13 protein-coding genes are annotated in these 16,034 nt (G+C 64.0%); 6 read left to right on the top strand and 7 right to left on the bottom strand.

All coding sequences use genetic code 11. The features are described 5' to 3' along the window. Together VGH68_RS01125 and VGH68_RS01130 are read right to left on the bottom strand one after the other, a co-directional pair. On the bottom strand, nt 1–594 hold a 594-nt coding region (locus VGH68_RS01125; protein WP_331601667.1), incomplete at its 3' end, for a sugar ABC transporter permease. Nucleotides 595–815: 221 nt separating this feature from the next. After that, the gene (locus VGH68_RS01130) at nt 816–2,063 is read right to left on the bottom strand and encodes an ABC transporter substrate-binding protein (RefSeq protein ID WP_331601668.1); all 1,248 of its coding nucleotides are present in this window, start codon (nt 2,061–2,063) and stop codon (nt 816–818) included. 518 nt (nt 2,064–2,581) lie between these two features. Between VGH68_RS01130 and zwf the strand changes: the two genes are divergently transcribed. From zwf to VGH68_RS01150, 4 genes are all read left to right on the top strand, one after another. Further along, nucleotides 2,582–4,045 (top strand): glucose-6-phosphate dehydrogenase, encoded by a 1,464-nt coding sequence (gene zwf / locus VGH68_RS01135; protein WP_331601669.1) that lies wholly within the window; start codon nt 2,582–2,584, stop codon nt 4,043–4,045. Between the two features lie 206 nt (nt 4,046–4,251). After that, a complete protein-coding gene (gene pgl, locus VGH68_RS01140) occupies nt 4,252–4,968 on the top strand; it encodes a 6-phosphogluconolactonase (protein ID WP_331601670.1) in 717 nt (238 codons plus the stop codon). Next, the gene (locus VGH68_RS01145) at nt 4,946–6,862 is read left to right on the top strand and encodes a bifunctional transcriptional regulator/glucokinase (RefSeq protein ID WP_331601671.1); all 1,917 of its coding nucleotides are present in this window, start codon (nt 4,946–4,948) and stop codon (nt 6,860–6,862) included. The genes pgl and VGH68_RS01145 overlap by 23 nt, the downstream gene beginning before the upstream one ends. Before the next feature lie 155 nt (nt 6,863–7,017). Beyond that, entirely contained in the window at nt 7,018–7,944 is a 927-nt protein-coding gene (locus VGH68_RS01150; protein WP_331601672.1) for a bestrophin family protein, read from the top strand. A 35-nt stretch (nt 7,945–7,979) separates the two neighbouring features. Here VGH68_RS01150 and VGH68_RS01155 read toward each other — a convergent pair whose 3' ends face one another. From VGH68_RS01155 to apbC, 5 genes are all read right to left on the bottom strand, one after another. Next, nucleotides 7,980–8,717, bottom strand: coding sequence for a lysozyme inhibitor LprI family protein (locus VGH68_RS01155; protein ID WP_414696875.1), 738 nt, complete (start codon nt 8,715–8,717; stop codon nt 7,980–7,982). Between the two features lie 2 nt (nt 8,718–8,719). After that, complete coding sequence (locus VGH68_RS01160) at nt 8,720–11,005, bottom strand: arginine/lysine/ornithine decarboxylase (RefSeq protein WP_331601674.1); 2,286 nt, start codon at nt 11,003–11,005, stop codon at nt 8,720–8,722. A gap of 91 nt (nt 11,006–11,096) precedes the next feature. Continuing rightward, nucleotides 11,097–11,666: a dCTP deaminase gene (dcd, locus tag VGH68_RS01165; RefSeq protein WP_184045593.1), complete on the bottom strand. Its 570-nt coding sequence runs from the start codon at nt 11,664–11,666 to the stop codon at nt 11,097–11,099. A 187-nt stretch (nt 11,667–11,853) separates the two neighbouring features. Further along, entirely contained in the window at nt 11,854–12,390 is a 537-nt protein-coding gene (locus tag VGH68_RS01170) for a superoxide dismutase family protein (RefSeq protein WP_331601675.1), read from the bottom strand. Nucleotides 12,391–12,542: 152 nt separating this feature from the next. Then, complete coding sequence (apbC, locus tag VGH68_RS01175; protein WP_331601676.1) at nt 12,543–13,631, bottom strand: iron-sulfur cluster carrier protein ApbC; 1,089 nt, start codon at nt 13,629–13,631, stop codon at nt 12,543–12,545. Nucleotides 13,632–13,976: 345 nt separating this feature from the next. Between apbC and VGH68_RS01180 the strand changes: the two genes are divergently transcribed. After that, on the top strand, nt 13,977–14,630 hold the full coding sequence (locus VGH68_RS01180) for an OmpA family protein (RefSeq protein ID WP_331601677.1): 654 nt from the start codon (nt 13,977–13,979) through the stop codon (nt 14,628–14,630). 448 nt (nt 14,631–15,078) lie between these two features. After that, nucleotides 15,079–16,034: methionine--tRNA ligase (metG, locus tag VGH68_RS01185; RefSeq protein WP_331601678.1), on the top strand; the 956-nt coding region annotated here is incomplete at its 3' end.

Here is a 16,034-nt window from a genome sequence, read left to right on the forward strand (position 1 = left end):
CAGACCGGCGAGGAACAGCGCCATCACGAAGCCGGTGGACTGCCATACGGCCGCGATCACGACGCAGAAGATCGCCCTGTCCGGATCGCCGAGCCAGTTGAACGAGAAGCTCGTCCAGCCCCAGTCGTGAAACACCTTCTCGATGCCGATGCTTGGCGTCAGGATCCACTGCCACGCGGTACCGGTCACGATGAACGACAGCGCCATCGGGTACAGGAACACCGCGCGCAGCGCACCCTCGTTGCGGATCTGCTGATCGAGCAGGATCGCCAGAAACAGACCCAGGCCGATGCAGATCGCGATGAACGGAATGCCGAACCAGCCGAGGTTCGCGGCCGAGGTCCAGAACACGTCGTTGTCGAACAGTTCGCGATAGCGATCGAGCCCGGCGAACTCGAAACGGGGCATCAGCCGCGACGTCGACAGCGACAGATAGCCGGTGATTGCGATAAAGCCATACACGAAGATCAGGCTGATCACGACGCTGGGCGCAAGCACCAGCTTCGGAATCCAGCGATCGGCGAGGGCCGCCGTGGGCGACACGCGGCGGGTGGCGGCAGCCGTTTTCCCTTTTCCGCTGATAGAAGCAGTCACTACTCGACTCCTGCTCAAACTGTGCCGTGCGGCTTGCCGCCCACGCATGGTGCGGGACCGCGACAGCATGGGTGTGACTCGATGAAACCAGGGCGAAGCCGCTTGCTGCCCCGCATCGGCACGTCACGCTCGACGCGGCAGGACGTTCGGACAACGCGGCCTCGCGCATGCGCCCGGAGTTCGACTGCAAGCCACCGGGCGCAACGCTTCGCTTACTTCACTTACTTGGTCTTCGCGGCCTTCGCGAGCGCCTGAATCGCGGTCTTGGTATCTTCCTGCGAGTTCATGAACTTCGTGACGACGTCGGAGATGGCGCCAGCAGCCGCGTCCGGTTGAGCCATCCCGTGAGCGAGCGACGGCACGTAGCCGCCCGCCTTGATCGCGGTCTGCTCATCCGCGTACGACTTCTTCGCGCAGTCGTCGAACTTGTCCATCGGCACGCCCAGGCGCACCGGGATCGAGCCTTTGTACAGGCTGAACTGCTCCTGGAATTCCGGCGACATGATGGTCTTCGCGAGTGCGAGCTGGCCCGGCGTAGCGGCCTTCTGGCCCTTCTGCTGGAAGAACACGAACGAGTCGACGTTGAACGTGTAGGCCTTTTCGGTGCCCGGCACGGCCGCGCAGACGAAGTCGGTGCCCGACTTCTTGCCGGCGTTGCTGAATTCGCCCTTCGCCCAGTCGCCCATGAACTGCATGCCGGCCTTGCCGTTGATGACCATCGCCGTCGCGAGGTTCCAGTCACGGCCCGTGCGGCCGGCGTCGAAGTAGCCCTGGATCTTGCGGACGGTGTCGAACACCTGGACCATCTTGTCGGAGGTCAACGCCTTCTCGTCGAGGTCGACGATCGCCTTCTTGTAGAAGTCAGCGCCCTGCGACAGTACGACGTCCTCCCACAGCGTCAGATCCTGCCACGGCTGGCCGCCCATTGCGATCGGCTGGATGCCCGCGGCTTTCATCTTGTCAGCCACCGCGAAGAATTCAGGCCATGTGGTCGGGACCTTGCCGCCCGCCTTGTCGAGCGCCGCCTTGTTGATGTACAGCCAGTTCACACGATGCACCGAGAACGGTGCGGCAACATAGTGGCCGTCCGCGTGCATGATCTTGTCGATTTCCGGCGGCAGGTTCTTTTTCCAGTCGCCGGCGACCGAGTCGATCGGCACCAGCACGCCCTGCGAAGCCCACTCCTGGATCAGCGGACCCTTGATCTGCGCGGCGCTCGGCGCGTTGCCCGAGATGACCTGCGTCTTCAGTGCCGTCATGGCTGCCGCGCCAGCGCCGCCCGCAACCGCGAAGTCCTTCCACGTGTAGCCTTGCTTCGTCATGTCGTCCTTGAGGACGCCGACGGCCTTCGATTCGCCGCCCGAAGTCCACCAGTGCAGCACTTCGATCGACTCGGCCGCCTGTACGGCCGACACGCCACACATCAGACCCGCTGCGCACAGAGCGCCCATGATCGCGCGAAATTTCATTGCTTATCTCCTCCAGACACCTGAACAAAAAAACGAATGGCCCCTGATGTCGCCAGGGTGCTGTGGTTGGTTCAAACAGGCAAAACACTGGGCGATCGGGCACGGTCGGGCGCACGCGCGAACGCATGTGCCGGCGGACCGATGTCCGGCCGCTGGACGCTCAAGAGGTGAGTGGTTCGGGATGCAACTGACTGTCTCCTCTTTTGATTTTTGCCTGCCCGCGTCGCGCGGCAGACTCGAGGTACTTCATGCGCCGATCCGCGGCCGGCCGGCAAGCGCGGCCCCTGTCCGATAACATGCGGGGGACGCCCGGCGATTCGCGAAACGCGCACCCCGCCTGAACAGCGCACGCTTTTTTCATCGAATTAGCGCTACCTCTTGATTTGGATTGTAGTTAAACTACAATTCAGTGTCAAAAAAATTTTTATCGGACTACGGTCGCTCTTCCGGTCAGCGCGCGGGACTGCGCGCTCCATACCGGCTCGGCGCGGCGGCCCCTCAGGACATCGCGGAGACTCATGCAAACCGATTCAAGTTTCACCTTCGTTCTCTTTGGCGGAACCGGCGATCTGTCGATGCGCAAGATCCTGCCCGCGCTGTTCGAGGCGCACCGCGCCGGCGGCATGCTCGCGGACAGCGGCAAGATCGTGGCGGTGGCGCGGCACGTGGCGGATCGCGGCGAGTACCTGCAATGGGTGGACGAGCACGTCAAACCGTACGTGTCGAAGAACGGTGTGGACGAAGCCGCATGGACGGGCTTCCTCGCGCGCATCGAGTTCGTGAAGATCGACCTCGGCAAGCCGGAAGACTTCGTGCATCTGCGCGACGCGGTCCAGGATCTGCCTGGTATCCGCGTCTTCTATCTGGCGACCGGTCCGTCGCTGTTCGTGCCGATCTGTCATGCGCTCGCGTCGGTCGGACTCAATACCAACGCGCGCATCGTGCTCGAAAAGCCGCTTGGTTACGATTTGAAATCGTCGAATGCGATTAACGATGCGGTCGGCGAGATCTTTGCAGAAGAGCAGATCTACCGGATCGACCATTACCTCGGCAAGGAGCCGGTGCAGAACCTGCTCGCGCTGCGTTTCGGCAATGCGCTGTTCGAGCCGCTGTGGCGTCGCGACTGGGTCGAGAGCATCCAGATCACGATTGCCGAAGAGCTAGGCGTCGAAGCGCGCGGCGATTTCTACGACAATACCGGCGCGCTGCGCGACATGGTGCAGAACCACCTGTTGCAATTGCTGTCGATCGTCGCGATGGAGCCGCCCCATTCGATGGATTCGGACTCGGTGCGGGACGAGAAACTGCGCGTATTGCGTGCGCTAAAACCCGTCGATCCCCAGGAGATCGGCAAGGTTGCGGTGCGCGGCCAGTATCATTCGGGCGTGATTCGCGGCAACGCGGTACCGGCCTACGCGACCGAGCACGGCGTGAAGCCCGATAGTTCCACCGAAACCTTCGTCGCGCTGAAAGTCGAGATAGAGAACTGGCGCTGGGCCGGCGTGCCGTTTTTCCTGCGCACGGGCAAGCGGCTCGCGGATCGGGTCGCCGAGATCGTCGTGAATTTCCGTCCAGTCCCACATTCGGCGCTCGGCGTATCGGCGCTGCGCGCCGGCGCGAACCGCCTCGTGATCCGCCTGCAGCCGAACGAGATGATTCGTCTGTACTGTCTTGCAAAGCAGCCCGGCGAGGGCATGAACCTCGCGAGCGTGCACCTCGACCTCGCGTTCGACCAGTTCTTCCGCGAAGGGCAGATGGAGGCGTATCAGCGACTGCTGCTCGACGTGATCCACGGCCGCCTCGCGCTGTTCGTGCGGCGCGACGAGCAGGAAGCCGCGTGGCGCTGGGTCGAACCGATCCTGAACGAATGGCAGGCGTCGCATAAGCCGCCCAAGCCGTACGCGGCGGGCACGTGGGGACCGGCCGCGGCGAGCGCGATGCTCGCGCAGCACGGCACCTGCTGGCTCGAGGAAGAGAATTGAGGCTAACGAATCGATGAACGCCGCCGCGCGATATCGACAACCCTCGCAGCAATACTTCGCGCGGCGCCGGCAGCGCCCACCGACGAACTGAACGGAATCGCGCCGGTATCGTGTAAGACGTCTGCAAGCCACCCCAATCGCAGACATCGCGCGAAAGCAGCACCGCTGATTCCGCAGAGCCAACAAGAAAGCAGCACGGAGGAGAAGTGATCCAGCTTAACGCTTTCGACGACCAGCGCGCCCAATCGGACGCGCTGGCGAAAGCGGTGGGCGACGCGCTACATGCGTCGCTTGCCGCGACGGCGGCCGTCACCGGCACGTCGGACCCGGGCGCGCGCCCGGCCATGCTGGCCGTATCCGGCGGCGCGAGCCCGCGTCCGTTCCTCGAGACGCTCTCCACTCAGGCGTTCGACTGGCCGCGCATCGCGGTGACGCTGGTCGACGACCGCTGGGTGCCGGACACCGACAGCGCCAGCAACGCGCAACTCGCGCGCGCCACGCTGCTGCAGCATGCCGCGAGCAGCGCGACCTTCTGGCCGCTGGTCGACACCAGCAAAGATCTCGATGCGCACGTCGCCGCGCTGAACGCTGATGCTCGCTTTGCCGCGGTACCGGACGTCGCGGTGCTCGGCATGGGCGAGGATGGCCACACGGCGTCGATCTTCGCCGACGCGCCCGAATGGGATCGCGCCATCACCACGACCGAACACTTCGTCGCCGTGCATCCGCGCGCCGCGCCGCATGCACGCGTGAGCTGGTCGCTTTCCGCGCTGAAGGAAGTGAAGCACCTGTTTCTGCTGATCGCTGGACCGCGCAAGATGGACGTGCTCAATGCAGCCGCCGCTTCGCTACAAAAAAATGCCATCTCGCAGTTGGCGAACGACAAGGGAGTGAGACTCGATGTCTACTGGTGTGCAAACTAAAGCGATCCCGGGCGCGGGGCAGCACGCCGACGGACCGCGACTGCTTGCCGACATCGGCGGCACTAATGCGCGCTTCGCGCTCGAGACGGGCCCCGGCGAAATCGGCTCAGTGCAGGTCTATCCGTGCGCGGACTATGCGGGTGTCGCCGAGGTCATCACGCAGTATCTGAAAGACATGAAGATCGGCCGCGTCAACCACGCGGCGATCGCGATCGCGAACCCGGTCGACGGCGACCAGGTGAGCATGACCAATCACGACTGGACCTTCTCGATCGAAGCGACGCGCCGCGCGCTCGGCTTCGACACCCTGCTGGTCGTCAACGATTTCACCGCGCTGGCGATGGCGCTGCCCGGGCTGACCGACGCGCAGCGCGTGCAGGTGGGCGGCGGCGCTCGCCGCCCGAACAGCGTGATCGGCCTGCTCGGCCCCGGCACCGGCATGGGCGTGTCGGGCCTGATTCCCGCCGACGACCGCTGGATCGCGCTCGGCAGCGAAGGCGGTCACGCAACCTTCGCGCCGGCCGACGAGCGCGAGGACATCGTGCTGCAATACGCGCGCAAGAAGTGGTCGCACGTGTCGTTCGAACGGGTCGCCGCGGGTCCGGGCATCGAGGTGATTTACCGCGCGCTCGCGGGCCGCGACAAGAAGCGCGTGGCCAGCAACATCGACACGATCGAAATCGTCAAACGCGCGCTCGATGGCGAGCCGCTCGCGGCCGAATCGGTCGACGTGTTCTGCGGCATTCTCGGCACCTTCGCCGGCAATATCGCCGTGACGCTCGGCGCGCTCGGCGGCATCTATATCGGCGGCGGCGTGGTGCCGCGCCTCGGCGAATTCTTCGCGCGCTCGTCGTTTCGCAAGCGCTTCGAGGCAAAGGGCCGCTTCGAAGCCTATCTGCAAAGCGTGCCGACCTATGTGATCACCGCCGAATACCCGGCCTTCCTCGGCGTGTCGGCGATTCTCGCCGAGCAGCTGTCGAATCGCGCGGGCGGCAGCTCGTCGGCGGTGTTCGAGCGGATTCGCCAGATGCGCGACGCGCTGACGCCGGCCGAGCGCCGCGTCGCCGATCTCGCGCTGAACCATCCGCGCTCGATCATCAACGATCCGATCGTCGATATCGCGCGCAAGGCCGACGTGAGCCAGCCGACCGTGATCCGCTTTTGCCGCTCGCTCGGCTGTCAGGGCCTGTCGGATTTCAAGCTGAAGCTCGCGACCGGTTTGACCGGCACGATTCCGGTCAGCCACAGCCAGGTGCATCTGGGCGACACCGCGACCGACTTCGGCGCGAAGGTGCTGGACAACACCGTGTCCGCGATTCTGCAGTTGCGCGAGCATCTGAACTTCGATCAGGTCGAACGCGCGATCGATCTGCTGAACGGCGCGCGGCGCATCGAGTTCTACGGGCTCGGCAATTCGAACATCGTCGCGCAGGATGCGCACTACAAGTTCTTCCGCTTCGGCATTCCGACGATCGCTTATGGCGACCTGTATATGCAGGCGGCCTCGGCGGCATTGCTCGGCAAGGGTGATGTGATTGTCGCGGTGTCGAAATCGGGGCGCGCGCCCGAGCTGCTGCGCGTGCTCGACGTCGCGATGCAAGCCGGCGCGAAAGTGATCGCGCTAACGTCGAGCAACACGCCGCTCGCCAAGCGCGCGACCGTCGCGCTGGAGACCGATCACATCGAGATCCGCGAGTCGCAGTTGTCGATGATCTCGCGCATCCTGCACCTCGTGATGATCGACATTCTCGCGGTCGGCGTGGCGATTCGCCGCGCGATGCCGAGCGACGACGTCGCGGAGACAGTCGAGCGCGCCCGCGAAGGCGCGGACGACGACGCGAGCGCGGTGCTCGACTGGCTGAGCCACGGCGCGGCTTCGTCGGCGAGAGACTGACGCGGGCGGCGGGTTCCGCTGCGCCGACGGCGAGTGAACAAACCCGCGCGGTCTGCTTCGAACGCGAAGCACACCGCGCGGGTTTTCTTTTATATGCTGCTCGAAAAGCGATCGATAATAGCTGCTTTATCGCCTGACGCGCCGCGCCGCTCGCCATGATCATCCGCCCGCATCTCAACTGGTTCCGCATGCTGCTCGCGTGGCGCGGCTCGGTGCTGCCGCAGTTGCTGCCGCGGCTCTCGCTAATCTTCGTCATCTCGATCATCGCGCTTGCCGCGCACGATCATCTGTTACCCGTCAACCTGAACCTGAATACGACCGCGCCGTTTTCGCTGGTCGGTATCGCGCTCGCGGTGTTTCTCGGCTTTCGCAACAACGCGAGCTACGACCGCTGGTGGGAAGCGCGCAAGCTGTGGGGGCAGTTGCTCAACGAGTCGCGCTCGCTCACGCGCCAGGTGCTGACGCTGCCGTCGCGCGAGTTGCCGGAACCGGACGCCGCCGAATTTCTCGCCGTGCTGAGCGCGTTGCCGCATGCGCTGCGTCATCAGTTGCGTCGGACCGATCCGCGCGAGGATCTCGCCGCGCGCGTGCCCGCAGCGCTATTCGAGCGCGTGATGACCGCGCGCTACAAGCCGGCCACGCTGATGCTCTGCCTCGGCGAATGGGTGCGGCGCCACGCACGCGCGGGCGCGCTCGATTCGATGGCGGTGCTCGCGTTCGACCGGAATCTGAACGGCTTGTCGGATGTGATTGGCGGCTGTGAGCGGATCGCGTCGACACCGCTGCCGTTCGCGTATTCGGTGATGATTCACCGCACCGTGTATTTCTTCTGCGCGTCGCTGCCGTTCGGTCTCGTCGACAGCATCGGCATTTTCACACCGGTGTTCGCCGTGTTCGTCGCCTATACGTTCATGGCGCACGAGGCGATCGCGTCGCAACTCGAAGAGCCGTTCGGCACCGATGACAACGACCTCGCACTCAACACGATGTCCGCTGCAATCGAAGATGCGATGCGCGATCTGCGCGGCGAACCGGCGCTCGCGGCGGCCGAGCCGCAGCGCGAAACTTATCTGCTCGATTGACGGTGTGACGGCGGGCGCCGGTAGTTGTCGGCAGCTTAGTCGTTGCCGACCGTTTCCGACAGTCGCTTGATCGTCGCGACGCGCGCCCCGATGATGTCGATACGCCCGCGTTCGTCGACGAGCGGCGTCGATGCCGTCAGATAGGCGCTCCACGCGCGTTGCGCGCGCACGAGCGTGGGCCGCGAGCGCGGCGGCATCTTCGAATGGAGTACCCGGTAGTAGCGGTTCAGATCGAACATCGCGTGTTCGCAATGCGCATCCGCTCTGCATGCGCGCGGCCGGCGCGGCGGCGGCCCGCTCACACTGGCGAGCACGCTGCGCAACACGAGCGCGCGATCGCGCACCGGCTGCAACTGCATGTCCGCCTCGGACAGCACGTACGTCGAACCGCGGGTCGTCGCGAATACCGCGGCCAGCAACTGCTGCTCGGCATCACGCGACGTGAGCCAGCTCGACTGGCTCTTCTGCCATAACCTGCGCCGCGCGGGCGGCAGCTTCGACAGCAACTGCTGATACGCGCTGTCGACCGCCGCCTTCCAGCCGATCCGCGCGTTGTCCATGCACTGCACCTGCCCCATCGTCGTCGACATGTCGGCGCGCGCGAGACACGCGCGCATCGACGCGTCGATCGGATCGGCGGCGGCGACTTCCGCATGCGCGGTCGAACTCAGCGTGCCGCCGAGCGCCGCCGCACCCGCCAGTAGCGCGACGGCCAATGCACGGCCGCCGCGCCGCCAGCGATCGACGCCCGCCAGGAACGTCACGCGCCGCATCGTCAGAGGCGAACGCAATCGACGAAATATTCGATGCGCCCGTTGATCATTTCGCCGACGAGCCCGTGGATATCCGTATGGAAGCCCGGGAAGCGCTCATTGAATTCGCGGGCGAAACGCAGGTAGTTGACGATCGTGCTGTTGAAACGCTCACCCGGAATCAGCAGCGGAATACCCGGCGGGTACGGCGTGAGCAGGATCGACGTGACACGGCCTTCGAGTTCGTCGATCGGTACCCGGTCGATGTCGCGGTGCGCGAGCTTCGCAAATGCGTCGGACGGCTTCATCGCAGGCTCCATGCTCGACAGGTACATCTCTGTCGTCAGGCGCGCGATGTCGTTCGCGCGATAGACGCTATGGATCTGCTGGCACAGATCGCGCAGGCCGACCCGCTCGTACATCGGATGATGCTGCACGAACTCGGGCAACACGCGCCACAGCGGCTGGTTGTTGTCGTAGTCGTCCTTGAATTGCTGCAGCTCGGTCACCATCGAGTTCCAGCGACCCTTCGTGATGCCGATCGTAAACATGATGAAGAACGAGTACAGGCCGGTCTTCTCGACGATGATGCCGTGCTCGGCCAGGTACTTGGTGACGATCGCCGCCGGGATGCCGGTTTCGCCGAAGCCGCCGTCCATGTCGAGACCCGGCGTGACGATCGTCGCCTTGATCGGGTCGAGCATGTTGAAGCCTTCGGCAAGCGGACCGAAACCGTGCCATGCATCGTTCGGGCGCAACATCCAGTCGTCGCGCGAGCCGATGCCTTCCTCGGCGAACTGGTCCGGGCCCCACACCTTGAAGAACCAGTCGTCGCCGTATTCGGCGTCGACTTTGCTCATCGCGCGGCGAAAGTCGAGCGCTTCCGCAATCGATTCTTCGACGAGCGCGGTGCCGCCAGGCGCTTCCATCATCGCCGCTGCCACGTCGCACGACGCGATGATCGCGTACTGCGGGCTCGTCGACGTGTGCATCAGATACGCTTCGTTAAAGCGATGCTTGTCGAAGCGGCTGTTCTTCGAGTCCTGCACGACGATCTGCGAGGCCTGCGAGATGCCGGCCAGCAGCTTGTGCGTGGAGTGGGTCGCGTAGATCATCGCACCGATGCGCGGACGGCCCGCGCCGATCGCGTGCATGTCCTGGTAGAACTCGTGAAATTCGGCGTGCGGCAGCCACGCTTCGTCGAAATGCAGCGTGTCGAGCCATTCGCCCAACATCTCCTTGATCATTTCGACGTTGTAGATCACGCCGTCGTACGTGCTTTGCGTGATCGTCAGGATGCGCGGCTTCAGGCTCGGGTTGTTCGCCAGCGCTTCGCGCGCGAACGGATTGGCCTCGATCTTCTTGCGGATGTTTTCCGGCTCGAATTCGCTGCGCGGGATCGGGCCGATGATGCCGAAGTTGTTGCGAGTCGGCGTGAGGAACACCGGAATCGCGCCGGTCATCGTGATCGCGTGCAGGATCGACTTGTGGCAGTTGCGGTCGACCAGCACGATGTCGCCAGGCGCCACTGTACCGTGCCAGACGATCTTGTTCGACGTCGACGTGCCGTTGGTCACGAAGAACACGTGATCGGCGCTGAAGATGCGCGCGGCGTTGCGCTCCGACGCGGCCACCGGACCCGTGTGGTCGAGCAGCTGGCCGAGTTCGTCGACCGCGTTGCAGACGTCGGCGCGCAACATGTTCTCGCCGAAGAACTGGTGGAACATCTGGCCGAGCGGGCTCTTCAGGAATGCGACGCCGCCCGAGTGGCCCGGGCAGTGCCACGAGTACGAACCCTCTTCCGCGTACTGCACCAGTTCCTTGAAAAACGGCGGCGCGAGCGAGTCCAGATAAACCTTCGCCTCGCGGATGATATGGCGCGCGACGAACTCCGGCGTGTCCTCGAACATGTGAATGAAGCCGTGCAGCTCGCGCAGGATGTCGTTCGGCAGATGGCGCGACGTGCGCGTCTCGCCGTACAGGAAGATCGGGATGTCGGCGTTGCGGCGGCGCACTTCGGTCACGAACGCGCGCAGCGCGACGATCGCGGCCGCGAGTTCCGGCGTCTCGCCTTCGACCACCACATTGTCGACGTAGGGCAGCAACTCGTCGTCGTCGATCGACAGGATGAAGCACGATGCGCGGCTCGACTGCTGCGCGAACGAAGTCAGATCGCCGTAGCTCGTCAACCCGAGCACTTCCGCGCCTTCTTTCTCGATGGCTTCGGCCAGCGCCCGGATGCCGGAACCCGAGATGTTCTCGGAGCGGAAGTCTTCATCGATGATGACGACGGGAAAACGGAACTTCATGGGCGATTCTCCAAAAAGAAAACGACCGCTGCGTTATGTCGTAATCGCAGCGGTCACCCGATATAGCCGATGGGTCGATACGCCGCCGACGTCACGTTTTCGGCAACGTGACGCCGTGCTGACCTTGATATTTGCCGCCGCGATCCGCGTACGAGGTTTCGCAAATCTCGTCGCTTTCGAAAAACAGCACTTGGGCGACGCCTTCGTTCGCGTAGATTTTCGCCGGCAAAGGTGTCGTATTCGAGAATTCGAGCGTCACGTGCCCTTCCCATTCCGGCTCGAACGGCGTCACGTTGACGATGATTCCGCAGCGCGCATAGGTCGACTTGCCGAGACACACGGTCAGCACGCTGCGCGGAATGCGGAAATACTCGACCGTGCGCGCGAGCGCGAACGAATTCGGCGGGATGATGCAGACGTCGCCCTTGAAATCGACAAACGATTTCTCGTCGAAGTTCTTTGGATCGACGATCGTCGAATTGATGTTCGTGAAGATCTTGAATTCGTCGGCGCAGCGGATGTCGTAGCCGTAGCTCGACGTGCCGTAGCTGACAATCTTCCGGCCGTCTTCGGAGACGCGAACCTGATCGGGCGCAAACGGCTCGATCATCTTGTGCGAGCCGGCCATGCGCCGGATCCACTTGTCGGATTTGATAGTCATAGGTGAACGCTGCTCGACGTGAATGACAGGTGACGAAAGGTGGGTGAAAACGGCTGGCGCCCAGCCGGCCGGCGAAGGCGCTTATTTTACGCGATCACGGCCATGCTGCAGCCGATGCGGCAGCCGCGCGCGCCACGGGCAGCCCGGCGGCGGACGCCGGCCATGGATACCCGGGGACACTGAAGGTTCACTGCTGACGGATCACGCCGCAGGCCAGCGCGGGGCCCGCGCCATGCTGCGGATACGCATAAGGATCGGTCGCGTCGTGATGCAGTACGACCGCGCGTTGCAGCACCGAGCGGATGCCGTCGAGCGAGACGTCCGGCGCGACGATGAAGCCGGTGGCGACTCCATTCGCGTCCGCATGGATGTTGCCGAGATCGCCCTCGACGCGTGCGCCCGCCTTCAGGCGCTCGGCCGCCGGAGAAAACACCGGGCCGGCGCTCGAGCCGTCGGCGGCGTTACAGTCGCCGCGCTCGTGGACTTGCAGTGCGTGCTCGCTATTGGGCAGCAAGCCCGCGAGGTTGTAGGTCACCTGGACACCGTCCGAGTGCTCGATGAACGTCACGAGGCCGTGCGCCTGATTGCCCATGGTGGGCAGCAGCTGCGCGTCGGCGCGCTTTTCCTGCGGTCTCAGGAATACGCCGCAGCCGCTCAACAGCACGCAGCAGGCAGTCAGAACGATGAACGCATGCACCGCCTGCCCGTCGATTCGTTTTCCCATGCGATCCTCTTGCCGGCCTGGTGGCCGCCCCTGCGGCCGCCGAGCCGAACCCGTGAAGCCGACATGATACCGCGAGAGCCTGCGCAAATAACGCTCCCGGACCTCGATATCCATTGCCGGAACGGCCGTCCACGGTCATCGCGAGGTCACGCTCAGGTGTTCTGCACGACGATGTTCGGAAACTTCGAGGTCATGTCGCGCGCGCGCTCGGCGATATGAATCGCGACCTTGCGCGCGATCGACCGGTAGATTTCGGCGATGCGCCCGTTCGGGTCGGCGGCAACGCTAGGCGTGCCCGAGTCGGCCTGCTCACGGATCGTGATGTCGAGCGGCAAGCTGCCGAGCACGTCGACGCCATATTCGCGGCCCATGCGCTCGCCGCCGCCGGCGCCGAAGATATGTTCTTCGTGACCGCAATTCGAACAGATATGCAGCCCCATGTTCTCGACGATGCCGAGAATCGGGATGCCGACCTTCTCGAACATCTTCAGGCCCTTCTTCGCGTCCAGCAGCGCGATGTCCTGCGGCGTCGTGACGATCACCGCGCCAGTGACCGGCACGCGTTGCGCGAGGGTCAGCTGGATGTCGCCGGTACCGGGCGGCATGTCGACGATCAGGTAGTCGAGGTCGTGCCAGTTGGTCTGCCGCAGCAGTTGCTCGAGCGCCGAGGTCGCCATCGGGCCGCGCCACACCATCGGGTTGTCCGCGTCGATCAGAAAGCCAATCGAGTTAGCCTGCACCCCGTGGCCGGTCATCGGGTTCATCGATTTTTCGTCGGGCGACTCCGGGCGGCCGACGATCCCGAGCATGGTCGGCAGCGACGGGCCGTAGATGTCGGCGTCGAGAATGCCGACCGTCGCACCTTCGCTCGCGAGCGCGAGCGCCAGGTTCACCGCGGTCGTGCTCTTGCCCACACCGCCCTTGCCGGACGCCACCGCGACGATGTTCTTCACGTTCGGCAACAGTTTCACGCCGCGCTGCACGGTGTGCGCGGCAATCTGCTGTGACACCTCCACGCGCACGTTCGCGACGCCTGGCACCGCGCCAAGCGCGTCGGCGAATTGCTTGCGGATCATGTCGAACTGGCTCATCGCCGGATAGCCGAGCGTCACCTGAAGGCTGACGGTGTCGCCTTGTACCGTCACGCCACGCACGCTTTTCGCAGCCGCGTACGGCGAGCCGGTGTTGGGGTCCGTGACGGCCGCGATGGCGGCGTCGACCAAAGCCCGATCGATACTCATTGATGCTCCGTGGGGAAGACGTGCGGCGCGGGGTGCAACTGCGGCCACGCGCCGGAATTTGAAAGAAATTGTTATCGACGATTGCGAAAACCGCACGTGCCTGGCACCCTTCGGGGCGAGCGGAAAGCCATGGGGCCGCATCGCTGCGTGATTCAGGCATCATTGTAGTGTCTGGCGGCAAGCGTTGCCCGAAGACCCTTCTTCGTTGTCGGACCGCGCGAAGACTGGCGTAGGATGGCCATCGTTCCGTGCTTCTGAGGTAGCTGCTGTACCTACCGGCATAACGTGGGCCGGCTAGATTGACCGTTACCGCCGATTTGTCCGCTTCACTTAGAAGGAATTGAAATGAATGAAAAAATCATGACTCGCATGGCTGTGTTTGCTGTCGCCGGTTCGTTGCTGGCTGGTTGCGCGACGCAACAGGGCACCAATACGGCAGTCGGCACGGGCGTGGGCGCCGGCACCGGTGCGGCGTTGGGCGCGATTTTCGGCGGCGGCAAGGGCGCGGCGATCGGCGCGGGCGTCGGCGCGGCGGTGGGCGGTGTCACCGGCTACAACTGGCAAGCGATTCGCAACCGTATGTCGGGCGCCACCAAGGGCACCGGCACGCAGATCACCGAGCAGCCCGACGGCTCGCTGAAGCTGAACATTCCGAGCTCGGTCACATTCGACACGAGCAGCTACGCGATCAAGCCGTCGTTCGCGCCGGTCCTCGACCAACTCGCGCAAACGATGCAGCAGAATCCGGAAATCGTCGCGTCGGTCGTCGGCCACACGGACAGCACCGGCTCGCCGCAATATAACCAGACGCTGTCGGTCAACCGCGCGGAAAGCGTAACCGGCTATCTGGCGCAACACGGCGTCGCGCCGCAGCGCCTGTCTGCAACCGGCATGGGCCCGACCCAGCCGATCGCTGACAACAACACCGAAGCAGGCCGCGCAGCTAACCGCCGCGTGGAAATCTACCTGCGCGCCACCGCCCAGCACGCTACACAATAAGCACGCATCGCACGAGGAGAACGAACCGCCTTCACGCGATGGCCGGCCGGCTCGGCAGGCGCGCTCTCGCGCGCCGGACACACGGCGCGGCGCAAGCGCGATCCCGGTGGAGTCCCGTAAAGATCCGTTTCGCACGAACGACGAAAAAAATTTCGAACTCTGCGAGAAATCCGCGGTCTGTCTTTACGGTACGTGGTTGGCGAAGCCGCCGCGTCACCATTCTCCTCTTGTCGTTGTTGCTCCGGGGTTTCTAACCCCGGTTTTTTTTGCGCGTTCGGTTCGTACGACGTTTCGCGCAAGCCTCCCCCGCCCGTTGTTTTCCCTCTCCGCGATGCGCTCGCGCAGCATGCGCGCAGCCGGTGCATCCAGCCTGAATGCGCCGTCCCGCTTAAAGCGCACGCCCTGCTAGAATCATCGTCTCGTCCCACCGCAGGCTCCCACGATTCTTATGTCAGTACCCGCCACCGATGTCACCGCAGGCGCGCCGTCCGGCCGTCGCCAGATTCTCGTCACGTCGGCCCTTCCGTATGCGAACGGGCAAATCCATATCGGCCACCTGGTCGAATACATTCAGACGGACATCTGGGTCCGGACGCTGCGCATGCACGGCCACGAGGTCTATTACGTGGGCGCCGACGACACGCACGGCACGCCGGTCATGCTGCGCGCGGAAAAGGAAGGTCTGACGCCGAAGCAGCTAATTGAGCGCGTGTGGCAGGAACACAAGCGCGATTTCGATAGCTTCGGCATTTCGTTCGACAATTACTATTCGACGGATTCGGAAGAGAACCGCGTCCTCAGCGAGAACGTCTATCTGGCACTGAAGGAAGCGGGCCTGATCGAAGCGCGCGATATCGAGCAGGCATACGACCCGGTCAAGGAAATGTTCTTGCCGGACCGTTTCATCAAGGGCGAATGCCCAAAATGCGGCGCGAAAGACCAATACGGCGACAGCTGCGAAGTATGCGGCTCCACCTATCAGCCCACCGAGTTGATCAATCCGTACTCGGTCGTCTCGGGCGCGACGCCGGTGCGCAAAACGTCGACGCACTACTTCTTCCGCCTGTCCGATCCACGCTGCGAAAACTTCCTGCGCCAATGGGTCGGCGGCCTCGCCCAGCCGGAAGCGACCAACAAGATGCGCGAGTGGCTCGGCGACGCCGGCGAAGCCAAGCTCGCCGACTGGGACATCTCGCGCGACGCGCCTTACTTCGGCTTCGAGATTCCGGGCGCGCCCGGCAAGTATTTCTACGTGTGGCTCGACGCGCCGGTCGGCTACTACGCGAGCTTCAAGAACCTTGCAGAGAAGCGCGGGATCGATTTCGACGCGTGGATCCGCAAGGGGTCGACTGCCGAGCAGTACCACTTCATCGGCAAAGACATCCTTTACTTCCACACGCTGTT

It is taken from the genome of Paraburkholderia sp. (assembly GCF_036488505.1).
In the GTDB taxonomy this organism is placed as follows: Bacteria; Pseudomonadota; Gammaproteobacteria; order Burkholderiales; family Burkholderiaceae; genus Paraburkholderia.

Coding starts and splice junctions, on each gene's coding strand:
- VGH68_RS01155 (WP_414696875.1), bottom strand. CDS start 8,717: ATGCGGCGCGTGACGTTCCTGGCGGGCGTCGATCGCTGGCGGCGCGGC.
- VGH68_RS01170 (WP_331601675.1), bottom strand. CDS start 12,390: ATGGGAAAACGAATCGACGGGCAGGCGGTGCATGCGTTCATCGTTCTG.
- apbC (WP_331601676.1), bottom strand. CDS start 13,631: ATGAGTATCGATCGGGCTTTGGTCGACGCCGCCATCGCGGCCGTCACG.
- dcd (WP_184045593.1), bottom strand. CDS start 11,666: ATGACTATCAAATCCGACAAGTGGATCCGGCGCATGGCCGGCTCGCAC.
- VGH68_RS01130 (WP_331601668.1), bottom strand. CDS start 2,063: ATGAAATTTCGCGCGATCATGGGCGCTCTGTGCGCAGCGGGTCTGATG.
- VGH68_RS01160 (WP_331601674.1), bottom strand. CDS start 11,005: ATGAAGTTCCGTTTTCCCGTCGTCATCATCGATGAAGACTTCCGCTCC.
- VGH68_RS01145 (WP_331601671.1), top strand. CDS start 4,946: ATGTCTACTGGTGTGCAAACTAAAGCGATCCCGGGCGCGGGGCAGCAC.
- zwf (WP_331601669.1), top strand. CDS start 2,582: ATGCAAACCGATTCAAGTTTCACCTTCGTTCTCTTTGGCGGAACCGGC.
- VGH68_RS01180 (WP_331601677.1), top strand. CDS start 13,977: ATGAATGAAAAAATCATGACTCGCATGGCTGTGTTTGCTGTCGCCGGT.
- VGH68_RS01150 (WP_331601672.1), top strand. CDS start 7,018: ATGATCATCCGCCCGCATCTCAACTGGTTCCGCATGCTGCTCGCGTGG.